Origin of the sequence: Pseudomonas sp. MUP55, assembly GCF_034043515.1 — a bacterium.
Taxonomy (GTDB): Bacteria; Pseudomonadota; Gammaproteobacteria; order Pseudomonadales; family Pseudomonadaceae; genus Aquipseudomonas.
This window is the reverse complement of sequence record NZ_CP138214.1, coordinates 2,719,184-2,738,938: the sequence shown is the minus strand read 5'-3', so window position 1 is coordinate 2,738,938 and position 19,755 is coordinate 2,719,184. Positions and strand designations below refer to the sequence as shown.

Annotated in this window: 15 protein-coding genes; 7 read left to right on the top strand and 8 right to left on the bottom strand. The window is 57.8% G+C overall.

The features are described 5' to 3' along the window. Positions 1-19: 19 nt before the first annotated feature. Complete coding sequence (locus SC318_RS12280) at positions 20-526, bottom strand: toxin-activating lysine-acyltransferase (RefSeq protein WP_320431010.1); 507 nt, start codon at positions 524-526, stop codon at positions 20-22. Between the two features lie 9 nt (positions 527-535). Continuing rightward, positions 536-2,314 carry a ShlB/FhaC/HecB family hemolysin secretion/activation protein gene (locus tag SC318_RS12275; RefSeq protein ID WP_320431009.1) on the bottom strand — a complete coding sequence of 593 codons (1,779 nt, stop codon included), beginning with the start codon at positions 2,312-2,314 and terminating at the stop codon, positions 536-538. A 257-nt stretch (positions 2,315-2,571) separates the two neighbouring features. Between SC318_RS12275 and SC318_RS12270 the strand changes: the two genes are divergently transcribed. Both SC318_RS12270 and SC318_RS12265 read left to right on the top strand, forming a co-directional pair. Then, positions 2,572-3,186, top strand: a complete 615-nt coding sequence (locus tag SC318_RS12270) for a tyrosine-type recombinase/integrase (RefSeq protein WP_320431225.1) — start codon at positions 2,572-2,574, stop codon at positions 3,184-3,186. Between the two features lie 202 nt (positions 3,187-3,388). Continuing rightward, the gene (locus tag SC318_RS12265) at positions 3,389-4,207 is read left to right on the top strand and encodes a S1 family peptidase (RefSeq protein ID WP_320431008.1); all 819 of its coding nucleotides are present in this window, start codon (positions 3,389-3,391) and stop codon (positions 4,205-4,207) included. 293 nt (positions 4,208-4,500) lie between these two features. Here the strand turns inward: SC318_RS12265 and SC318_RS12260 are convergent, their stop codons facing one another. From SC318_RS12260 to SC318_RS12245, 4 genes are all read right to left on the bottom strand, one after another. Then, positions 4,501-5,322 carry a cytidine/deoxycytidylate deaminase family protein gene (locus tag SC318_RS12260; RefSeq protein ID WP_320431007.1) on the bottom strand — a complete coding sequence of 274 codons (822 nt, stop codon included), beginning with the start codon at positions 5,320-5,322 and terminating at the stop codon, positions 4,501-4,503. A 312-nt stretch (positions 5,323-5,634) separates the two neighbouring features. Beyond that, complete coding sequence (locus SC318_RS12255) at positions 5,635-6,192, bottom strand: hypothetical protein (RefSeq protein WP_320431006.1); 558 nt, start codon at positions 6,190-6,192, stop codon at positions 5,635-5,637. A 75-nt stretch (positions 6,193-6,267) separates the two neighbouring features. Then, positions 6,268-6,582, bottom strand: coding sequence for a hypothetical protein (locus tag SC318_RS12250; RefSeq protein ID WP_320431005.1), 315 nt, complete (start codon positions 6,580-6,582; stop codon positions 6,268-6,270). Between the two features lie 63 nt (positions 6,583-6,645). Continuing rightward, entirely contained in the window at positions 6,646-7,668 is a 1,023-nt protein-coding gene (locus SC318_RS12245) for a LysR family transcriptional regulator (RefSeq protein WP_320431224.1), read from the bottom strand. Positions 7,669-7,762: 94 nt separating this feature from the next. Here SC318_RS12245 and SC318_RS12240 point away from each other — a divergent pair, with 94 nt between their 5' ends. From SC318_RS12240 to SC318_RS12220, 5 genes are all read left to right on the top strand, one after another. Beyond that, positions 7,763-8,941 (top strand): MFS transporter, encoded by a 1,179-nt coding sequence (locus SC318_RS12240; protein WP_320431004.1) that lies wholly within the window; start codon positions 7,763-7,765, stop codon positions 8,939-8,941. A gap of 44 nt (positions 8,942-8,985) precedes the next feature. Beyond that, positions 8,986-9,468 (top strand): VOC family protein, encoded by a 483-nt coding sequence (locus tag SC318_RS12235; RefSeq protein ID WP_320431003.1) that lies wholly within the window; start codon positions 8,986-8,988, stop codon positions 9,466-9,468. 316 nt (positions 9,469-9,784) lie between these two features. Beyond that, positions 9,785-11,161 (top strand): pyridoxal-phosphate dependent enzyme, encoded by a 1,377-nt coding sequence (locus SC318_RS12230; RefSeq protein WP_320431002.1) that lies wholly within the window; start codon positions 9,785-9,787, stop codon positions 11,159-11,161. After that, positions 11,158-12,324, top strand: coding sequence for a cystathionine gamma-synthase (locus SC318_RS12225; RefSeq protein WP_320431001.1), 1,167 nt, complete (start codon positions 11,158-11,160; stop codon positions 12,322-12,324). The genes SC318_RS12230 and SC318_RS12225 overlap by 4 nt, the downstream gene beginning before the upstream one ends. Positions 12,325-12,814: 490 nt before the next feature. Then, positions 12,815-13,747: an IS110 family transposase gene (locus tag SC318_RS12220; RefSeq protein WP_320427579.1), complete on the top strand. Its 933-nt coding sequence runs from the start codon at positions 12,815-12,817 to the stop codon at positions 13,745-13,747. A 121-nt stretch (positions 13,748-13,868) separates the two neighbouring features. Here SC318_RS12220 and SC318_RS12215 read toward each other — a convergent pair whose 3' ends face one another. Both SC318_RS12215 and SC318_RS12210 read right to left on the bottom strand, forming a co-directional pair. Further along, positions 13,869-16,067: an OsmC domain/YcaO domain-containing protein gene (locus SC318_RS12215; RefSeq protein WP_320431000.1), complete on the bottom strand. Its 2,199-nt coding sequence runs from the start codon at positions 16,065-16,067 to the stop codon at positions 13,869-13,871. A gap of 158 nt (positions 16,068-16,225) precedes the next feature. After that, entirely contained in the window at positions 16,226-19,729 is a 3,504-nt protein-coding gene (locus tag SC318_RS12210) for an AAA domain-containing protein (protein ID WP_320430999.1), read from the bottom strand. Positions 19,730-19,755 lie beyond the last annotated feature (26 nt).

Genomic DNA, 19,755 nt, shown 5'->3' with positions numbered 1-19,755 from the left:
CTCTAAAATGCGACAAGTACTACGATTGGCGGGCAACGGCCGCGGTCGGCCACTTCAAGCGCGCCAGAGCAGCACCTTGAAACCGCTTGATCCGTAACCCGCGCTCGTTGCCCCGGTGATACAGAGCGCTGAACCGGCTGTCGGCAAACAAATGGCGCTGCACTAAGCGTGCAAGGCGGGCGCTGTGACCAAAAGGCGTCACCCAGTCCAGGAACCACAGTCGCTCGCCGCTGTTCCAGTCGTGCGCAGGCAGGCTGATGGCAGGATTTTGCACATACCGCTGCTCGGCCTCGACGCTGAACCAACACCAGGCGGCGTAAAACACCGGGCGCCCCGATTCGTAGCCGATGATGAACTGGCGGTTGGCAATAGCTGGCAACAGCAGCGCGTTCAGGGTGTGCAGCGGCACATCGCGATGGCTCGCCGAGTGCATCCACAGCCATACGGCGGCACCCAGCGCCTGGGCCTCGTTCCATGGCTCTTCGCTGAACGCCGGCGCGATCAGCTCAAGGTTATCGAGTTGCATGGCAAACCCTCACATCGACCACGTCAGGCTGAAACCTGCCGTGGTACTGGCAGTCTCGAAGCCCTTGGGTTTGCTGATCGGTTGACCGACAAACACGTCGTAAGACACTTGCCGGTAGCCACCGCGCAACCCCACCACGTACCCGGCCAGATGATCACCAATGAGGTATTGGCTTGAAGGGCCGCCCACCTTGCCGTAGTCAACACCCAGGTAGGTTTCCTGCCCGGAGTTGCCCAGCGCCAGGCCGAGGTCGTTACGCACCAGCCAACCACGGTCTGCCGACAAAATATTTTCACCGTCAAACCCGCGCACGCTGTAGCGCCCGCCGATCGAGAAACGATCCTGCGGCACCAACGCCGTGCGGTTCCACTGCGCACGCCAGGCCGCGGTGTAACGCAAGCGCTGCGTGGCAAGGCCAAACGGTACGGAAAATTGCGCGTCGGCGTTGATGATCTGCGAACGCGAGGTCCCTTCGTCAAACGCCTCCTCAGGCGCAGCGATTGCGTTGCGCGCACCTGTGCCCCGGCGATAGCTGGTGCCCAGATCGAGCGTGGCGGTACCGATGAACTCCCGATGACTCAGCCCCAGCGCCCAGCCTGCCATGCGTCGGCGCTGAATTTCGATCTCGGTATCGTCGATATAGTTTTGCGAAGTGCGCGTCCAGCCACTGAGCCTCAGCGTGGTTTTGCGCACGGCATCGCGATACAGCAAGCGAGACGCACTGATGTCGTTGTTTTTGCTTTCTCCGGTGTACTTGTAAGTCTGGTTGGCCCCAGCGACCGTCTGGTGATAGTCATACTCGCTGGACGTGACGCCAAACAGCCAATAACCGTAGGGGACAGAGTAGTGCAAGGTATGGCCCTTGGAACCACGATTACCCGCGTCCCCCCCGCCCAAGTCGTGGTTGAAGCTGGCGTAGAACAAATCGTTCAGGCTCAGCAGGTTGTCCAACGACACCGAAGCCGAACCCAGGTATTTACCTGTGGCGTCGGTTCCCGAATCATCTACCGACACGCTCAAACGCACGGGAAGTGCCTGTTTCCACGCGATAACCAGGTCACTGTCGCCCGGCTTTGCGTCCATCCCCTGGGTCGCGGCGATTTGGATATCCGCCTCAGCCGTGGGCACGCGTTTGAAGTTTTCCAACGCTTGCTCAAGATCACGCAGGTTCAGCAGGTCACCTGTTTTGGCAGGCACCGCGTTCCAGGCATTGGCTCGGGTAGAGGTGCCTTCGGCGAAGCGGATGGAATGAATACGCCCCGGAATCAGGGTCAGTTGCAGCACACCGCTGTTTAAATCCTGAGGCGGTGCAAGCACGCGTGTCGTGACAAACCCGCGCTCGATGATTGCATTCTGGATTCGCTTCATCGTCAGGTTGATGCCTTGCGCACCCAGACATTGACCGGTGGCCGGGTCATTTTTGGGATCGGCGCTGCGCAGTGCCCATTGAAAATCTTCAGCCAACTCGCCGTTCAAGACGACCTGAAGAATCAGGAAACAGGGGGATTCGCGCTTCTCGAGCAAAACCCTGGCGGAGGATGAGGGCGGCGCCTCAAGGCGCACATCCGGCGACGGCTCAAGTTGCTCGCGCAATGCTCGCTCGCGGTCCTGCTGCAATAGCAACTGTTGGGCAGGTGCGGGAGGGTCAGCGGCCTGCACGCCGAAACTGCTGATCAAACCGAACAACAATACGGCCACCGAATGAAGGGACGGTGGCAGTTTTCTAACAGGCAAGTACAACGTACCGAAACGGGCCAGGTACTCCCTTGGCCGGAAGCATACTTTCATTTCGCATCCCTGTGAAATCTTCCTGCGGGTGCAGCATGCACCAGAACGGCACGTGATCTGCAAGAATTGCCTCTGACAGGCAACTCCCCTATGAGCTACTGTTGCTCATTAAAGTTCAAGGGCGCGTGAGAAATTTCCTACACTTAATTTCCCCCCGGTTTCTTAGACCCCTCTAGGAGACTACTCTTGGCCGGTGAGCGACCGTCGCTCTGATTAGCCATCCTTGTCTTTCCACAAGTGGAGGACTTGTTCTCAACATCATCGCTACCTGCGGCCGTCAGCCCTGGAACAAAGGACAACTAGTCGGGCAAAAAGCCCCACTCCGACTGAGAAATATCTGGGCCATCCGAGTAAGGCTTCAAATTGCGGAAAGAACCCGGGATCTGGCTCTCTTCGATCTGGCCATCGACAGTAAGCTTCGAGCCTGCGACTTAACCAAGCTCCGCGTGCGCGATGTCGCCCATGGCGAACACGTATCATCACGAGCCATGGTGATGCAGCAGAAAACGCAGCGACCAGTGCAGTTTGAGATCACTGAGCAAACACGGTCAGCTCTCGTGGCATGGATACATCAGGCACAACTACGCAGCGAGGACTGCCTTTTTCCTAGTCGGCTACATACCTCAGACCATCTATCCACTCGTCAATACGCTCGTATCGTCAAAGGCTGGGTGAAAGCCGTAGGCCTTGATCCAGCCGTGTATGGCACTCACACAATGAGACGTACGAAGGCATCACTAATCTATCGCAGAACGAAGAACTTACGGGCGGTTCAGTTGCTGCTCGGCCATACGAAGCTGGAGAGCACTGTTCGATATCTGGGGATTGAGGTCGATGACGCCCTGGAGATGGCGGAACAGACTGAGGTTTGATCATGCATAGCGACGGTCGAAGTCAGGCCGTCGCTAACCGGCCACAAGCGGTCGTTCAAGATGGGCAGCTTACGGCCAAAAGTAGACGTAAAGGCGAAACTCTGAATACGAAGCTACCTCTGCATTACCGATCAGGATGCTCTATAGTGTTCTCGAACACCTTGGAAACATCTAATGATATCAACTACAGGGACGAGCCGAAATGGTCAATAAAATATATGAGAGCATTAAGCGAAGCTGCGGCTACGTTACTGTAGTTTTGAATGGTGAAAAAATAAGCCAAGGTACTTGTTTTTCCTATACCCCAGATGGAGAAATAATCACTGCGGCGCATGTTGTAACTGGACGCATGCCTATCAGGCTGGAAGATTATTCAGATCCAAATGCAAAAATTTTTGTAAAGTTTCCTGGTCGCCCAGTAATTGAGTATTTTGTAATTTTTTGTTCGGTGGGAATTAATGTCGATGCATTTTCTGAAATTATACAGCTTGATATTGCAGTCCTTGCCCCGAAGGAGAAACAAACAATTCCTTTCAGCTATCTTCCAGCTAGGCTCTCACCACCTCGATTAGGAGATAGAGTTTTTCTATCTGGATTCTCCGACGATCTGTCGCTACCTTTTAACTTCGATAGGATAGCGAAAAGAGATTTTCCTGGAATGCAGGACTTTCTAAGCGCAATGCAAACTGGATATATTGCTGACATGATGGGGCCCATGACGAAAAGTGCAATAGTCGGCAATCATGTACGAATTCAAGCAAGCAATTCAGAACAAAAAATCTCCGTTGATTTTAGTTTGTTTTATCTAGATAACGGTGTTAACAGTGGCGCGAGTGGGGGACCAATAGTTAATGAGGCTGGAGAGGCCATAGGGGTTATTTCCCAGCGCGCGGTGACAAGTGCAAGTCAATCAACGGATACTAGCTTGAAGGTTCCTGCTGGGGCGACCATTGGCTTGTCGCTAGAACCAATAGAAACAGTTCGACAGATCAAACTTCAGCAAGCTTTGACAAAAATCTGACAGCTTCCGCAAATGGCTTTAATAATCGGCGTCTTTCGGCGGAGATAGCTGCAGGGCGCACTCAGCGTGTCTGATCCACATTGCGAAGCGTGCTTGCGAAACTGCTTTTCGCGACTAATCTTGCCGACCGGCAGCTGTCGGCCAGAAGCGGACAGCCGCGAAAGGCCGTATTCGCCTCCAATCATTCTAAGTTCTATGGTTCATGATGACCGAAATCAGCCGTTCCACGTTGAAAAAAGCTACTGTCAGCTACCACTTGTTGGGAGTGACAATGACGAGTAGCCACAGCGTATTTAGCTTCGACGGATATTCCTCACTTCCCATTGAATATAAATATCGGTAGGCGTGATTTCCAGCACCTTGACAAGCAATACCATGGTCGATTGCGGTTCGGCGATAATGGCTATTTCTCCCTCTGGCAATCTTGCGAAATGCGAAGGATCTTGATAAAGCATCGGGTCGGGAATTTTGCTAAAATCATTAATTCCTGGCGCGAGTCGCACTGAGTCGTTTGCAGCCACTAAGTCAATGTGGTCGAGCGGCATAGACAACGGACTCAATCGAAATGAGGTCTTCCTCTCATCACCTTCCGCAAACTGAACAGTAAACTTCTTCCCATTCTTCACGCTGCGAACTCGGCGTTTTCCATTGCCGATCGCGCCTGAGAAGTCATCGTACTTGAAAGTGCTGCTCTCGATTTTTTGGCGAATTGACGGCGAGAATAGTTCGACAGTTAAACGATTATCTCTAAGGAAATTCATTCCTTTGGAGTAAATCCTTCCACTCGGATCGAGTGCACCAATACATACTGTGGAGATACCTGAGTCCGCAATCAACTCGCAGCAGGATTTTTCTCGTTGCCCTTCATATATCTCAGCGCACGGCTCAAGTGTTGTATGAATCGTAGCGCCCCGAAGTTGTTCTGAGTTCAACTTTTCGATAGCAACTCGCTCAGCATGTTTGCCACTTACCTCCCCGCGAAATCCAGTTGATAGCAAAACTCCACTTCTTGAAACGGCGGCACCAATTTTGGGATATGTAAGACATTTGGATAGTTCTTCCATTGCTCGGTTAGCTAGTTCGCTGTCATTTAACGTTTCAGAGATCGCAGTCATAATTTTAGTAAATACCCATGTGTATGATCTTTGTCTTGTATTACTAATATTGCCACTTCTTTCTAATCGTTACTGATTTTTACGTAGTATTTAAGAATACATGCCGGCGTCGCGGAGTTTAGATCAGTGGAGTATTTGATTGGGCCTGCGGCGTATAGCGTAGAGGGAAATCATTCCATAGAATCAACATCCCACAAAGCAGCCTATAGCAAAAGGCCACTGATGGACAAAAGCTGCCATTTATGACCGACAGTTCCCGGTCAATAACAATCCAAAAGAGCCTTAGAATAATTATACGAAGAATGCCCAGATTTATTTTTTACCGATCTCTCGGAAGTTGGCTATATACTGCTCGAGTATTCCCGCGTGCGCCAACATTCGAAATGAATTTCGATGAGCTGCGTTTTTCTCATGGCTCTCATCAATGCTGCACCATGAGCAGAGTTCTGAATCAATATTGGTTTTTGGCTCCTTACATGAGCCGCACCGTTCCTTGTGCAGAACTATTTCCTTTCCATTAAAAATGTAGGTTTGCAATTTTCCATCTAGGAAGAACGGGGTTGTTGAGCTCTTGCCAATATGTTTTTCATAATAATAGCAACCTATAGATAGTGATATGTCTTTTATTCTATTTTTTAAGTCTTGAGATGCTTTTGCCCCAACCACAAGAGATTTTACGAAGCTTGACGGAAAGTATAGCAGCATAAGATTTTCGTTTATTTTGGTTATATTTTTCTCGTCAGCAATTAATCGTCTTTCTTGCTCATAACTCCAGCATGTTTGCTTGGTGTAGTAAGCGGTACTTCCTATTGCTTGTTGTAGCCATCCAACATGTCTAGGTTTAGATAGTACATATGCACGATCTAGCATGCCCTGCATGCCTTCGCGAGGCGTTTCTCGGTAGTCAATGTCACCGAAACTTGGGTCTGAATCTTTCGACTTGAGCTACTCATCAAGTGCTGGCTCATTGATTTCCGCGAGAAAGCCCTGAGAGTTTGACGCGTAATGCGCCCACATCGGAGTTATCAGCGGAGACTTAGAAAAGCAGGTAACTGGCTGTTGGGTCACCATTGAAATCATTTCGTTGTAATATGCTAGAATTTCCGGACCTTGATTGTAGTCAATGGTTAAAAAAAATTCGAACGGATCATTATAGTCTTTCAAGTAAGAGAATTTTAGACTACAGTTACCATCTGGTAGTAGAAACTTGTCAGCTATTTCAGGCCCCATATATTTATATAAATTCAGATTTTCTTCCATGATTGATTTTACCTCAGCTTACCAGCCTTATGAATTTGTTTGCTATGTCAGAATGCCATCTCTTCACGTTTGAAGGGAAGAGAAAATCCGTTTCATGGATCCCTCCGGTTTTGTGATCACGCCCGAGTGACTGCTTCTGGCCGAAACCCGCCGGTCAAGTCCCCTCTCCAACCCACCCAATACTGTCTCCCCTCCCCCCCAATCCCACCCCACCAAAAAATCCACAAACGCCCTAACCCGCGCCGGCATCGCCGCCCCACCCACAAACACCGCATGAATCGGCTCCACATCCCCCGGGTTATACGCCTCCAGCAACGGCACCAACTCCCCCCGCTCCAGATCCTGCGCCACACTAAACGCCCCCACCCGCGCTATTCCCGCCCCCAGCTTCGCCAACTGCGCCAACGCCTCGCCGCTGTTCCCCTCAATCGTCCCCGTCACTTTCAACGAAAAATCCTCCCCGTCCACCCGAAACGGCCAATCCGGTGCCGCCCTGCGGAAGTTGAAGCGCAAACAGTTGTGCTCAAGTAAATCCTGCGGCGTCACCGGCGTGCCATTCCGGGCGAGGTAGTCCGGTGAGGCGACGATGACTTGGCCGGTGGAGCCGATGTGGCGCGCGGTCAGGGGGCTGTCGGCCAGGGGGCCGAAGCGGATGGCCACGTCGGCCTGGCCGCCGAGGATGTCGACCACTTCGTCGCCGAGCATCAGGTCGACCAGGATGGCGGGATGGCGGGCGCTGAAGGCGGCGATCAGCGGCACGACGGTGAGGCGCCCGTGGGCCAGGGCTGCGCTGACTCGGAGGCGACCGCGGGGGGCGCCCTGGTCGGTGATGGCGTCTTCGACTTCGGCCATATCGGCCAGGATGCGCCGGGCGCCGCGCAGGTAGGCTTCGCCTTCGGCGGTGAAGGTGATGGCGCGGGTGGTGCGCAGCAGTAGCCGGGTGCCGATGCGCCGTTCGGTGCGGGTGATGATGCGGCTGATGGACGATGGCGTCAGCCCCAGGGCGCGCGCGGCGCCCGACAGGCTGCCGTGTTCGGCGACCCTGACGAACACTTCCATCTCTCCCGACCGCCCGCCTATGTCCATTTGTGCCTCTTGCGCAAAGGTGTAGTTCCCAACCAAGGGCTACTGCTTGAAAAGGCCGGATTGTAGCATTTGGCACACAGATGAGGAGTCAACCATGCGTATCAATCCACCCCTTGTAGCCTTGTCCATCGGTGCCTTTGGCATCGGGGTCACGGAGTTTGCACCCATGGGCATGTTGCCCGGTATTGCCGCCGATCTTGGCGTATCCATTCCCGCCGCGGGGCTGCTGGTGAGCGCCTACGCCATGGGCGTGCTGATTGGCGCGCCGATCATGACGCTGGCGACGGCCAGGGTGCCCCGGCGTTATTTGCTGATCGGGCTGATGGCGATTTTCACCTTGGGTAATTTGCTCTCGGCACTGGCGAGCAACTACCAGACCTTGATGATTGCCCGGCTGGTGACCTCACTCAACCACGGCGCGTTTTTTGGCATTGGTTCGATTGTGGCGGCGAGTGTGGTGGCGCCGGAGAAACGTGCGGGGGCTGTGGCGGCGATGTTTCTGGGGCTGACCCTGGCGACCATTGGTGGCGTGCCCCTGGCTACCTGGTTTGGCGAGAACTTTGGTTGGCGCACGGCGTTCTGGGGCATCAGCGGGCTGGGCGCGGTGGTGATGGCGGCGCTGTGGTGGGCGCTGCCGAATGCACCCGCGCCGAAAGGCGGCAGCCTGATGGCGGAGATTCGCGTACTGGGTCGCGGGCCGGTGTTGGCCGCGTTGGCGCTGACGGTGGTGGGTTCCAGTGCGATGTTCACGGTGTTCACTTATATCGCGCCGATCTTGCGCGATGTCACCCACGCGTCGACCAATTTCGTTACCGGGATGTTGGTGCTGTTCGGTATCGGGCTGACCCTGGGCAATGTGTGGGGTGGCAAGTCTGCGGACCGTTCGGTGGACCGCACGCTGGTGATTTCGCTGGTGGTGTTGATTGCCGTACTGCTGGCCTTTTCGGTGCTGATGCAATGGCCGTTGCCCGCTGCCTTGTCGATCCTGCTGTGGGGCGCCGCCAGTTTTGCGTTGGTGCCGCCGTTGCAGATGCGCGTGATGGAAGCGGCCAAAGATGCGCCTAACCTGGCCTCGGCGATGAACATCGGTGCGTTCAATTTTGGCAATGCGATTGGGGCGGCATTGGGGGGCGCGGTGATTAATGCCGGGCTGGGTTACCCGGCGATTTCCCTGGCGGGCGCGCTGATGGCGGGCCTGGGTTTGCTGATGGTACTGGCGTTGGGCTGGCGCTCGCGGCGTGCGGGTGCCCGCGCCAACAGCGCCCTGGCGTAGCGGTGGTCTAAACTTCAGGCACCTTTCAACCCGAGGAGACTGCGATGAACGACAAGAACAAGATTTGCCTCTGGTACAACGGCGATGCGCTGGAGGCGGCGACCTTCTATGCCAAAACATTTTCCGATAGCGAAGTAAAGGCCGTGCACTACGCCCCCGGCGACTATCCGTCCGGCAAGCAAGGCGATGCATTGACGGTGGAGTTCACCGTGCTGGGCATCCCCTGCATCGGCCTGAACGGTGGCGCGGCGTTCAAGCACAGTGAAGCATTTTCGTTTCAGGTGGCCACCGATGACCAGGCGGAAACCGACCGGTTGTGGGACGCCATCGTGAGCAATGGCGGGCAGGAAAGCGCGTGTGGCTGGTGCAAGGATAAATGGGGTGTGTCATGGCAGATCTCGCCAAGGGTGCTGGTTGATGCGGTGACCAGCAAGGATGCGGCGGTTGCCAAGCGCGCGTTCGAGGCCATGATGACCATGGGCAAAATTGACATCGCCACGATCGAAGCCGCCATCGCCGGGCGCTGATGGGGTGTGTGAATGTTGGAATGTGGGAGCGCACGAGCTTTAGCGAGGCCGCGATAGCGGTGGGTCAGGTGGTACATAGGCCAGCAATGCCGCCGCCTTCGTAGCCTCGCCGGGGCTCGACAACTCCCACATTTGATCTCGGTTGCCTACGAGGCCTGTGCTCGCCACGGCCTAACCCTTCACCGCCCATGCGCCAAAAAAAGTCACGCATCGGACCACCCGGTTGCACCCCACGCGGGACCGGCCTATGTTTCTAGCCATGCCTTGCGTTCTGCTGTCCCCCCACCCTACGCCCATCCCGTAACCAGGTGACGACATGCCCAGCCTATCCCGCCCCGCCGTACTTGAACTGATCGGTAACACGCCGCTGGTCAAGGTCAGCCGTTTCGATACCGGCCCTTGCACCCTATTTCTCAAGCTTGAATCGCAAAACCCAGGAGGTTCGATCAAGGATCGCATTGGCCTGGCCATGATCGATGCCGCTGAGCGCGATGGCCGGCTGCGCCCCGGTGGCACGATTATCGAGGCCACCGCCGGCAATACCGGCCTGGGCCTGGCGCTGGTCGGTCGCGCCAAAGGCTACCGGGTGGTGCTGGTGGTGCCCGACAAGATGTCCACGGAAAAAGTCCTGCACCTCAAGGCCATGGGCGCCGAGGTGCATATCACCCGCTCCGATGTGGGCAAGGGCCACCCCGAGTATTACCAGGACGTGGCCGCGCGCCTGGCCAAGGGCATTGCGGGTTCGTTCTTTGCCGACCAGTTCAACAACCCGGCCAACCCGCTGGCCCATGAAACCAGCACCGCGCCGGAGATCTGGGCGCAAACCCAGCACGATGTGGATGCGATTGTGGTGGGCGTCGGCTCGGCCGGCACCCTCACCGGGCTGACGCGTTTCTTCAAGCGCGTGCAGCCCGAACTGGCGATGGTGCTGGCCGACCCGGTGGGTTCGGTGATGGCCGAGTACAGCCGCAGCGGCCAGTTGCCAACCCCTGGCGCCTGGGCGGTGGAGGGCATCGGCGAGGATTTCATTCCGTCGATTGCCGACCTGTCCAGCGTGCGTCACGCCTATTCCATCAGCGATGAAGAAAGCTTCGACCACGCCCGCCAACTGCTCAAGGCCGAAGGCATTCTTGGTGGCTCGTCCACCGGCACCCTGCTCGCCGCCGCGCTGCGCTATTGCCGCGAGCAAACCGAGCCCAAGCGCGTGGTCACCTTTGTGTGCGACACCGGCACGCGCTACCTGTCCAAGGTCTACAACGACCAATGGATGAACGATGCCGGCCTGTTGCAATACAAGCACTACGGCGACCTGCGCGACCTGATCGCCCGCCGCTTCGAAGATGGCCGGGTGATCAGCGTCAGCCCCGACGACACCCTGCTCACCGCCTTCCAGCGCATGCGCCTGGCTGATGTGTCGCAGCTGCCGGTGCTGGTGGACGGCACGCAACTGGCGGGGGTTATCGATGAGTCCGACCTGCTGCTGGGCCTGCACCAGGACGCCACGCATTTTTCCATGAGCGTGGCCAGCGCCATGACCCGCACCCTTCACACCCTGGCCCCCAGCGCCAGCCTCGCCGAACTGCAGGCGGAGCTGGATCGCGGCCTGGTCGCCATCATTGCCGACGCCTCGGGCTTCCACGGCCTGATCACCCGCGTCGATCTGCTTAACCACCTACGGAGATCCCTTGCATGAGCCAGCCCGATAAAAGCGCGTTTGCCACCCGTGTGATCCATGCCGGTCAATCCCCCGACCCGACCACGGGCGCGCTGATGCCGCCGATCTACGCCAACTCCACCTACCTGCAAGACAGCCCTGGCGTGCACAAAGGGTTCGACTACGGCCGCTCGCATAACCCGACGCGCTTTGCCTTGGAGCGCTGCGTTGCCGACCTGGAAGGCGGCACCCAGGCCTTCGCGTTTGCCTCGGGGCTGGCGGCGATTTCTACAGTGCTTGAGCTGCTGGATGCCGGTGCACACGTCGTTTCCGGCAATGACCTGTATGGCGGCACCTTTCGCCTGTTTGACAAAGTGCGTCAGCGCAGCGCCGGGCATCGGTTCAGCTATGTCGACCTGAGTGATCTGTCGGCATTTGAAGCGTCGCTGCAGGACGACACGCGCATGGTCTGGGTCGAGACCCCCAGCAACCCGTTGCTGAGCCTGACCGACCTCAACGCCATCGCCCGCCTCTGCCGCGCCCGCGGCATCCTCTGCGTGGCTGACAACACGTTCGCCAGCCCTTGGATCCAGCGCCCGCTGGAGCTGGGTTTCGACATCGTGGTGCACTCCTCCACCAAGTACCTGAACGGCCACTCGGACGTGATCGGCGGCATCGCCATCGTTGGCGACAACCCCGAGCTGGCCGAACGCCTGGGCTTTTTGCAAAACTCGGTGGGCGCCATCGCCGGGCCTTTCGAGGCGTTCCTGACCCTGCGCGGCGTCAAAACCCTGGCCCTGCGCATGGAGCGCCATTGCCGCAACGCGCTGGAACTGGCGACCTGGCTGGAACAGCAACCGCAGGTGTCACGGGTGCATTACCCCGGCTTGAAATCCCACCCACAGCACGAGCTGGCCACGCGCCAGATGCGCGGGTTTGGCGGGATGATTTCAGTGGATTTGAATGCCGACCTGGCGGGCGCCAGGCGCTTTCTGGAAAACGTGAAGGTGTTCGCCCTGGCCGAGAGCCTGGGGGGCGTGGAGAGCCTGATCGAACACCCGGCAATCATGACCCACGCGAGCATCCCAGCGGCGACGCGCACGCAGTTGGGGATTGGGGATGGGTTGGTGCGGTTGTCGGTGGGGGTTGAGGATGTAGAAGACTTGCGCGCGGATTTGGCCCAAGCCCTGGCGCGTATATAAATCGCCAAAACAGCACAGGTCCATGTGGGAGGGGGCTTGCCCCCGATAGCAGTCTGTCAGTCACTGGGTCAGGTGACTGAACCACCGCCATCGGGGGCAAGCCCCCTCCCACAGGTGACGGCGCCCGGCTCAGGCCCCGCGTTATGGCGTGCATTGGGCTGGCCCCCATCCAATCGCCCGAACACCACAAATCCAAATGTGGGAGGGGGCTTGCCCCCGATAGCCATCTGTCAGCCACTGGATTAGTCGACTGAACCACCGCCATCGGGAGCAAGCCCCCTTGTGTCTTGAGCCAGGATTAGACTGAGGGTGAGAGCGGTGAGTAGCAAGCTGAATGCCCCGAGTGCTTAAAGCACGTGTGGGAGCCCACGCTGCTACTCACCTCTCCGCTCTGGACATGAGCCCGAACAGTTGAACGAGCCCACCTCGAACAGTTACAAGCGTGGGCCAAGCCAGAGCGCTCTCACATTAAGTGTAAGAGGATTTGGCTATGTTTTCCTATCCAGCAGGTATTGATGTTTCCAAGGACAGCCTTGAGGCTCGAGTTAATCAGGTTGACGTTGGGGTAAATTGCGCTAACGCCGAAGAAGATTTCCCTGGGTTGATTGGGTGGCTATTGCTTCACCAGGTTGGTCGCGTGGTATTGGAGGCTACTGGCGGTTATGAGCGCAAAGTCATGAAGGCGCTTCAGGCTGCGGGCCTTGATGTCATCTGCATCAATCCGCACCGAGCCAAGAGTTTTTCCAGGGCGATGGGCAAACAAGCCAAAACCGACCCGATAGACGCAAAGTCTCTTGCGCACTATGCAGCTGTTCTAGACTCGCCAAGCGCCCGAGTTACAAGCCCGGAGCACGATAAGCTGCGCGCGTTGGTCCAGCAGCGGGAGCATTTTGTTCAGCAAAGAGATGACGACAGACGACGCCTGAAAACAGCTTCCTGCGATGCGGTAAAGCCTGCATTACAGAACCATATCGACTATTTGACCGTGGCAGTGGAGGCGATAGATCAACTGATTCGTCAAAGTGCGAACGAGTTAGATAGCGAAAAGGTGGCTCGACTGTGTTCAGTCAAAGGAATCGGGCTGGTTACTGCCACCAGTCTTATGGCTTACCTGCCTGAGCTGGGAGAGATTGGAGGGCGCCCTATCGCGGCACTAGCGGGCCTCGCTCCGTACAACAACGACAGCGGAAGGCATAAAGGTGCACGCCATATTAGTGGCGGAAGGTTTTCAGCCCGTCGCTCACTTTACATGGCCTGTTGGGTGGTTATCCGTGACCAGCCAGAATTCGGGACTCGATATAAGGCGCTACGTGATAAAGGGAAATGCGCCAAAGTCGCGTTGATCGCCTGTATGCGCGTTTTGTTGGTACGTCTGAACGCGATGCTGCGTGACCGCACTGAATGGAAAGAGCGCACCGATTAGCTCGGTAGCAGCAATTTCCTTCAGCATTGCACGGCCTAAGCTGTGGGAGCTTTGCTGCCTATGAAAATGACTTCTGAATTGAATCCAATAAGACAGTTGCTCCCACATTGATTGTGCAAAATCAGGCCTGGATGATGTTGGCCCGCGCGGCATGCAGCTTCTTGTAGCTCTCGATCAAGCGCAAATGCCGGTCCAGCCCTTCGAGCTTCATGCTGGTTGGCGTCAGCCCATAAAACCGCACGCTGCCGTTGACCGAGCCGATCACCGCGTCCATCCGCTCGTTGCCAAACATGCGCCTAAAGTTGGCCTCGTAGTCGGCCAGTTCCAGGTCCTCGTCCAGTTCCATCTCCAGCACCGCGTTCACCGCCTGGTAGAACAGCCCGCGCTCGACGGTGTTGTCGTTGTACTGCAGGAACATTTCCACGCATTCCTTTGCTTCCTCGTGCTGCTGCAACGCGAGGAAGATCAGCAGCTTCAACTCCAGGATGGTCAGTTGGCCCCAGGTGGTGTTGTCGTCGAATTCGATGCCGATCAGCGTGGTGATGTCGGTGTAGTCGTCCAGCTCACTTTCGATCAGGCGCTCGACCAACGCGTGCAGCTGCGCCTCATCCAGGCGGTGCAGGTTGAGGATGTCTTCGCGGAAAAACAGCGCCTTGTTGGTGTTGTCCCAGATCAGGTCATCCACCGGGTAGATTTCCGAGTAGTCCGGCACCAGGATGCGGCAGGCAGTGGCGCCCAGGTGTTCGTACACCGCCATGTACGACTCTTTGCCCATGCCTTCCAGGATACCGAACAGCGTCGCGGCTTCCTGGGCGTTGGAATCTTCGCCAGCGCCGGAGAAGTCCCAGTCGACGAATTCATAATCGGACTGGGCGCTGAAGAAGCGCCACGACACCACACCGCTGGAGTCGATAAAGTGCTCGACGAAGTTGTTCGGCTCGGTGACCGCCTGGGCTTCGAAGGTCGGCTGCGGCAAGTCGTTCAAGCCTTCGAAACTGCGGCCTTGCAGCAGTTCGGTGAGGCTGCGCTCCAGCGCCACTTCCAGGCTCGGGTGGGCGCCGAACGAGGCGAATACTCCGCCGGTGCGCGGGTTCATCAGGGTCACGCACATCACCGGGAACTCACCGCCCAGGGACGCATCCTTGACCAGCACCGGGAAGCCCTGGGCTTCCAGGCCTTCGATGCCCGCCAGGATGCCGGGGTATCTGGCCAGGACCTCGGCCGGGACATCCGGCAGCGCGAATTCGCCTTCGATGATTTCGCGCTTCACCGCCCGTTCGAAGATCTCCGACAGGCACTGCACCTGGGCTTCGGCCAAGGTGTTGCCGGCGCTCATGCCGTTGCTCAGGTAAAGGTTTTCGATCAGGTTGGAGGGGAAATACACCACCTCACCATCGGACTGGCGCACGAACGGCAGCGAGACAATGCCCCGCGCTTCGTTACCGGAGTTGGTGTCGAACAAGTGCGAACCGCGCAGCTCGCCGTCGCGGTTGTAGACTTTCAGGCAGTAGGCATCGAGGATTTCGCTGGGCAACTCATCGTTCGGGCCCGGCTGGAACCAGCGCTCATCCGGATAATGCACAAACGCCGCATTGGCCAGTTCTTCGCCCCAGAACTGGTCGTTGTAGAAGAAGTTGCAGTTGAGCCGCTCGATGAATTCGCCCAATGCCGACGCCAGCGCGCCTTCCTTGGTGGCGCCCTTGCCGTTGGTAAAGCACATCGGCGAATGGGCATCGCGGATATGCAGCGACCAGACGTTGGGCACGATATTGCGCCACGAGGCGATTTCGATCTTCATGCCCAGGCGCGCCAGGATCGCCGACATGTTGGCGATGGTCTGCTCCAGCGGCAGATCCTTGCCGGCGATGTAGGTGCCCGCCTCCGACGTCGAGTTGGGCATCAACAACGCCTGCGCATCGGCGTCGAGGTTGTCGACTTCCTCGATCACGAATTCCGGCCCGGCCTGCACCACTTTTTTCACCGTGCAACGGTCGATGGAGCGCAGGATGCCCTGGCGGTCCTTATCGGAGATGTCCGCTGGCAGCTCGACCTGGATCTTGAAGATCTGGTTGTAGCGGTTTTCCGGGTCGACGATGTTGTTCTGCGACAGGCGAATATGCTCGGTGGGAATATTGCGCGTGGCGCAGTACAACTTCACAAAGTACGCCGCACACAACGCCGACGAAGCCAGGAAGTAATCGAATGGCCCCGGCGCCGAACCGTCGCCCTTGTAGCGAATCGGCTGGTCGGCAACCACCGTGAAATCATCGAACTTGGCTTCAAGTCGAAGGTTGTCGAGAAAGTTGACCTTAATTTCCATGCGGGCACACCAGAATAACGAGCTAAACAAAATGGCCGCCATTATGAAGATTTTCGCCGGGAAGTCTCAGGGTTTCGCGTGCGGGCTGCTGATCGGTATGGCTATGCCAGCAGCGCGTGGCTGTCTGGCATAGCGGTGTGGTGCGGCATTGCGGCTCGTTACAGTTTGTGCGAGCTCAGGCGTTGCGCCAGGCTTTTTCGATTGATTGCCAACTCGCTGCTGACGTCCGGCCCGCGGTAGACCATGGACGTTTCATGGTGCACATAATCGCCCGAGCGCGCCGCGCTCAGCCAATTGAACGAGCCCACACATAAAAGCGCCTCATCGGCCATCACCAGTTTGCTGTGCACCTTGTTGACCACGCGCACCTGCACGTCGTGGTGTTCCAGGGTGGCAAGCGCCTCCTTGAATTCGGCGATTTTACCTTGGTCACCGCCGCAATTGCCTTGGCCAATGGCGGTGTTGAAGCGCAAGTCGGTGTACACCGTTACCGGCACCCCGCGTTGCACGGTGCCGCACATGGCCTGGAGGGCGCCACTCTCGCGCATCCGGTGCAGCCGCACCCACGGCGTGACGATCTGCACCTGCTGCTGCGCCGTTTCCAGCGTCTGCAACAGAAACTGATCGTGTTCGGCAAATTCATGCAGATGACTCAAGCCGGTGCGCGCCGTCAGCAGGTCCGCCCGCGGCTGGAAATCGAACGCCAGCGCATTCTCCGAGCTGTTCAACAAGTAGTGCGCCAGCCGCCCACGTGGTTTGCTGATGGGGATCTGGCTGAACAGGTCCATGTCGCCGAACACCAGAAAACTGTCTTTGGCACGTGATACCGCCACGTTCAACAGGCTGTCGCGCCGGTCGATAAAGGCGCCGTCGGCATGTTTGGAGTACACCGCGGAAAAAATCACCACCGGTCGTTCGGCGCCCTGGAAGGAGTGCACGGTGCCAACCGTCATTTCGCCGTCGCCTTTGCCGGTACGAATGCCCAATGCAGCGCACGCCTCGGCAATCGCCTGCGTCTGAGCACCAAAGGGGGTTATCACCCCGAGGATCTCCCAGAGTTCCTTGTCGTAGCGCTGAGTCAGCTGCTGTTCATTGGCCTTGATCCAGGCAGCGATGGTCAGTGCTTCGAGCAGGTTATGGCGGCTGCCGCCCTGCTTCTGCTGGCACAGGCCGTCGATGTGCAGGTAACCCAGCCCCGGCAAGCCACCCTGGGGTTTGGCGCCGCGCCGCGGTTGCAATTTGCCCTTGTAGCAGAGCGCATTGCAGTAATCGATGATGGAGTCATAGCAGCGGCGGTGTTCATACAGATATAGGCCGCGTGCCAGGTCGCGGTCGTAGTGATAGCGGCTGGTGGACTGCGCAATGGCCATGACGCTGCCACTGGCGGCGCTGCGTCCGCTGTCACAGAAGGCCTCGTATTCATCGTCCACGCGGCTGCGCGACAGCAGGCCGGCGGCGAGCAGATTGCCGATATCCACCGACGGCGGCACCGACCAGATGGGTTCGATTTGCTGAGTGTCGCCAATCACCAACGCCTGCCGCGCCAGGGCAAACGACGGCGCCGCCACCTCGGGCAGCACCTGCCCCGCTTCGTCTACGATCAACAGGTCGATGAAGTTCAGCGCATAATCCTTGACAACACCATTGCCGTCATGGCGACTGCTCCGCAGTTCCGCCGGCAACCGGTAGAACGTCGCGACCACGCAAGGCGTGAGCTTCATCCAGCGCCGCCAGTTTTTTTCCAAGGCTTTGCGGCCGTTTTTATTGCGGTTTTTCAGAATCAGCGGCAATTCATCGGCCACTTCCAACAGCCAGCGTCCCTCCCAGTAATGGGTGGTCAGCAGGAAAATCTCGAAGCGCAACGAGGTGTCCGCCCAGCTGTCGCAGTCGTCCAGGGTCACCTCGGACGCGGGCTTGCCGACAGCATGAGGCAACCGGCCAATCACCGCCTGCCAGTTCAACAACTCGCGCTGTTCGCCTCGCAGCAACTGCCCCACATGCTCACGCCGGGTTTCGAGGATTTTCAGGCTTTGCGCACAATGCGCCACGGTATCGCTTAAGCGGCGCTCGATTTCATGCACATCGCTGGCACTCTGCAGCTGTGCATCAGCTTCATCAATGTGCAGTTTGGCCAAGCGCAGGCGCTTGGCAGCAATCGGGCCAAACCAGCCAAACAGCGTATAAATCAGCGACTCATGGGCCAGGTAGTGCCGGAAGTCTTTCAGGCGTGCCTTGGCGCTTGCCAACTGATCGGACTGCACCCGGCATTGGCCTTCAAGCCCAGCGATTGCCGTGTAGGGGTTATCGCCGAGCAAGGCCTTCAGGGCCTCACGCGCCGCGCTCAATCTTGCCCACCCGTTTTCGATATCGCTCAAGTGCTTCAGACGTAGGTGAATCTGCGCCTGAAGGTTGTCTACGGTGCTCTTGAGCGTGGGCGGCGTCTGCCCGGGGAAGGCGATGGCGGCATGCGCCAGATAGGCCTGCTGCGCCTTATCGACATAAGCCTGCGTCTCCAGCTCCAGGTAAAAGCTTTTGGTCTGGTAAGTGCGGGCCATCTCGGCTTCCGCTGAGGACTTGGGAAAGTAGGCGCCAAAGCTGCGGATATCGGGAAGCCAGCGCCCCGCAAAGGGACCGGTGCCTGCCGAAAAATCCTTACCAAATGCCTTGATGATATTGGTGACCGCCTGATTGTTCGTCGAACTGGCAACAATTATCGGCGGCTCGCCGCCCTCGGCTGCGGCCTTGGCCCAAAGCGATGCGACCACCGACAACAGCAACGTTGTCTTCCCGGTCCCTGGCGGCCCGTTGACCGCCAGGATATCCCCGGCCTCACCCGCCAGCAGGTGCGCGAGGCTGTCGCGTTGGGCAGGTGCCAGCGCGTATTCGTCACCGGCGTGCCCGCCTCGGCCGGCGAACAGACTGTTGGCGGCAAGGCACGGCTCATCGGGCATGCGCTCACGTTGCGCGAAGCGCTCGAACAACGGCACATCCGGCTTGCCAAGGCGCAGGTGATCGTACAGCGCAACGATATTGCGGCTGAAACCGTCGGCCTTCTGCTCTTTGAACACGTAGCAATAGCTGACCGGATCAAAGCCGTCGTCCGCGCCGCTCCAGGCGTTGCAGACCGTCTGGAACATCGTCTTGCAGTAGCGCAGGTAGGTGAGCCATTGCTCGCGGTAGTGCTCGGGCTGGACCTGCGCGCCGGCGGATGGCGGCTCGAACTGCGGCGCGTCCTGCGCGGTCAGGAAGGTATCCAGGTCGTGCTGCGCGCCGATGGTGAAGGCGTCGCGATCCAAGGGTTCGAGGATATCGCGCGGCACCAGCGTGGGTCCGGTCGGATAGATACGCCCGTCGCGGGTGACCGACACCCGGCAGATGATCGGTGTGATGAACGCCGGCAACCCTTTGCGCACCTGGCGGTGCTCCAGGCGCGAGGCGTACACAAACGGGCGTAGGGTGACATCCACATGAAGGGTTTGTGCCGGTTCGCCGGCAAACAGACTGTCTACCTGTTCAACCGGCAAACAACCGACGGCTAATGCACCCAGGGGCACCGCAGCGTAGGTTTGGACATGTTGGGGGGATAACGCGCCATTGCCGTTTTCGGCGTCGGCCAACGAAGTGCGCCAGTAGTTGGCCAGTTTCAGAGAATAGTCGTTCATCGTCCTGATTCAGTGCAGACCGTGAC

Excerpts from the sequence above, each read along its gene's own strand:
- SC318_RS12215 (WP_320431000.1), bottom strand. The coding sequence starts at position 16,067 with ATGGAAATTAAGGTCAACTTTCTCGACAACCTTCGACTTGAAGCCAAG.
- SC318_RS12240 (WP_320431004.1), top strand. The coding sequence starts at position 7,763 with ATGCGTATCAATCCACCCCTTGTAGCCTTGTCCATCGGTGCCTTTGGC.
- SC318_RS12230 (WP_320431002.1), top strand. The coding sequence starts at position 9,785 with ATGCCCAGCCTATCCCGCCCCGCCGTACTTGAACTGATCGGTAACACG.
- SC318_RS12255 (WP_320431006.1), bottom strand. The coding sequence starts at position 6,192 with ATGCTAGATCGTGCATATGTACTATCTAAACCTAGACATGTTGGATGG.
- SC318_RS12220 (WP_320427579.1), top strand. The coding sequence starts at position 12,815 with ATGTTTTCCTATCCAGCAGGTATTGATGTTTCCAAGGACAGCCTTGAG.
- SC318_RS12235 (WP_320431003.1), top strand. The coding sequence starts at position 8,986 with ATGAACGACAAGAACAAGATTTGCCTCTGGTACAACGGCGATGCGCTG.
- SC318_RS12225 (WP_320431001.1), top strand. The coding sequence starts at position 11,158 with ATGAGCCAGCCCGATAAAAGCGCGTTTGCCACCCGTGTGATCCATGCC.
- SC318_RS12275 (WP_320431009.1), bottom strand. The coding sequence starts at position 2,314 with ATGAAAGTATGCTTCCGGCCAAGGGAGTACCTGGCCCGTTTCGGTACG.
- SC318_RS12260 (WP_320431007.1), bottom strand. The coding sequence starts at position 5,322 with ATGACTGCGATCTCTGAAACGTTAAATGACAGCGAACTAGCTAACCGA.
- SC318_RS12250 (WP_320431005.1), bottom strand. The coding sequence starts at position 6,582 with ATGGAAGAAAATCTGAATTTATATAAATATATGGGGCCTGAAATAGCT.
- SC318_RS12280 (WP_320431010.1), bottom strand. The coding sequence starts at position 526 with ATGCAACTCGATAACCTTGAGCTGATCGCGCCGGCGTTCAGCGAAGAG.
- SC318_RS12210 (WP_320430999.1), bottom strand. The coding sequence starts at position 19,729 with ATGAACGACTATTCTCTGAAACTGGCCAACTACTGGCGCACTTCGTTG.
- SC318_RS12245 (WP_320431224.1), bottom strand. The coding sequence starts at position 7,668 with ATGGACATAGGCGGGCGGTCGGGAGAGATGGAAGTGTTCGTCAGGGTC.
- SC318_RS12265 (WP_320431008.1), top strand. The coding sequence starts at position 3,389 with ATGGTCAATAAAATATATGAGAGCATTAAGCGAAGCTGCGGCTACGTT.